Here is a 2,177-nt window from a genome sequence, read left to right on the forward strand (position 1 = left end):
CGTGGACGCGCTCGCACGCCCGGCCGCAGCAGTTGCAGTACAACGGGGCACCTTCTCTGGGCTTGAGCGAGACGTGGATCTCATCGGGGTCGCCCTCGCGGCGCTCCACGCCGGTGACCTCAAAGCCCTCCCACTCACCGAGTGCATCGAGCAGTGCCTGACCCTGGTCCATGACCTGTCCTCCATCACCTGTGACAGGTCAGAGACTAGGCCATTACCCAACTGATGTGCGAAGAACCATCTTTAGTCGGCCCTGAACATTCCGCTATGCGGCCGCTGGCGTTGCGTTTGAGCGGGCATCCGAGCCACTCTGACCCAGCAGCCGCAGAATGCCGGATAACATCCAGCGCCAAAAATCATCAGCCGCCGCATCATCCAGCGGATGTTGAACCCGGCCGCGGCGAGGATTGGGTTCATGGCATCACCCAAGGCACCTTTGAGGAAGTTCCGGCGCATGCGGTGGTCGGCCTTCAGGTGCCCGATGCTCGGCTCCACCGCCTGGCGGCGCTTGAGCAGCCGCTTCTCCGCCTTGCTCATGCGCTTTGGCTTGCCGGGGTGGAGGATGCGGGTGCTCTCAACCTCCCGGCCGCGGTAGCGCAGGTCCACGAGGGCCGTCTGGGTTCTACCCCACCACCGCGGACGGTTTCGTTAAGCGTCGTTTCTGATCCGTTTGTTGCTCAACCCGCCGACGCATTCTCGGGTTATGGAATCACTCAATATAATCAAAGACATCGCTTCGCGCCTCGGCCTGCGTCAGATAGCGCCGGCGGCGAACCCGGTCACGCTTGAGGAGACCGAAGAACCCTTCTGCCGCGGCGTTATCGCCACAGTGGCCAACCGCGCTCATGTAGCAAATGACGTGATGACCTCCACGCCGAGACCATCGGTGTCTGTCAACAAAGTTGTCGCCTCAAACCGTTTCAGGCCACCCTGGCCCAGCTTGAGTCCCGGCGCTCCTTCTCCGGGTTGAGATGGACCGCGCCGACGGGGCGCCAGTCGCGGGTTTCCCGGCTCCAGCGGCGCGGGTTCCGGGCCTTCGCCTCGGCGTAGACCTGCTGGCGTCGGGCAGGTGTCCGTCAAGCTAGTTTTCGCATTTTTCTACGCCGCTTCCAGGGCTTTCTCCGGATTCAGCCAAACCGCACCCACGGGTTCCCAGTTGCGGGTGCGGCCTGACCAGCGCCGGGGATTGGCCTGTTTGGCGGCGGTGTAGATCGCATGCCTTCTGGCGAGGATCGCCTTATCGCGGCCGTCATGCCGCTCCTGCGGCGTGACGTAGCGCAGGCTGCTGTGCCGATGCTCATGGTTGTACCAGCGAACAAAGCCAAGGACCCAGTCTCGGGCCTCATGAACGTCAGCGAAGCCATTTGGCGGGTAGTCCGGCCGGTATTTGCAGGTGCGGAACAGCGCCTCGGAGAACGGATTGTCGTCGCTCACCCGAGGGCGGCTGTAGGAGGGCGTGACGCCCAACTGATCGAGCCGTGCGGTCAGCGTCGCGGCCTTCATCGCCGGGCCATTGTCGCCGTGCAGGACGATCGGGCGATGGGCAATGCGCTCGCGCAGCAGCGCTCGTTCGATGACCTGCTGGCTGTTCGCCGCCGACTCGCCGAGGAATACCTCGGAGCCGACGATCTTGCGGCTGTAGAGGTCCACGATGAGGTAGAGGTAGAAGAACAGCCCCCGCACAAGGCTCGGGAGATAGGTCACGTCCCAAGTGTAGACCTCGTTGGGACCTGTGGCCTGATGACGCCGGGGCGGGCCCATCTGCCGAGGTGGTGCCGCCCGACCCCGACGCTGCTGCTCGCCGGCGCGGCGCAGCACGCGGTAGAAGCTCGATGCCGAGGCGATGTAGCGGCCCTCCTCATCGAGCAGCCGAGCGATGATCTGCGCCGGCGGCAGGCTCGCGAACTCAGGCCGGTGGCACTGCTCCAGGATCTCGCACTGCTCCGCATCAGTGAGTGCATGCGACTGCGGCGGACGCTCTGCCATCGGGCGCCGATCACCCACCGTGTCCTGCTTCCAGGTTCGGTAGGTCTTGGCGTCGATGCCGATCTCGGCACAGGCCGCTGCCTGCCTGGCACCGGCCTGGCGGGCTTCGTCGACCAGCTCAGTGGCTCTTTCGCGATCCGGGATGCTGGTCATTTGTCCTCGTCCCCCCAGATCGCGGCCGCTTTTTTTCG

Annotated in this window: 2 protein-coding genes and 1 pseudogene; all 3 read right to left on the reverse strand. The window is 64.6% G+C overall.

Annotation, left to right across the window (positions count from 1 at the left end; translation table 11 throughout):
- Positions 1–243: 243 nt before the first annotated feature.
- On the reverse strand, positions 244–606 hold the full coding sequence (locus V6X63_RS10620) for a hypothetical protein (protein WP_367978921.1): 363 nt from the start codon (positions 604–606) through the stop codon (positions 244–246).
- Positions 607–622: 16 nt separating this feature from the next.
- Positions 623–859, reverse strand: a pseudogene (locus V6X63_RS10625) (IS3 family transposase); the annotation flags it as partial.
- A 239-nt stretch (positions 860–1,098) separates the two neighbouring features.
- On the reverse strand, positions 1,099–2,177 hold a 1,079-nt coding region (locus tag V6X63_RS10630), incomplete at its 5' end, for an IS3 family transposase (RefSeq protein WP_367978922.1).

The sequence above is a fragment of the Spiribacter onubensis genome, from assembly GCF_040838425.1.
GTDB classification, from domain to species: domain Bacteria; phylum Pseudomonadota; class Gammaproteobacteria; order Nitrococcales; family Nitrococcaceae; genus Spiribacter; species Spiribacter onubensis.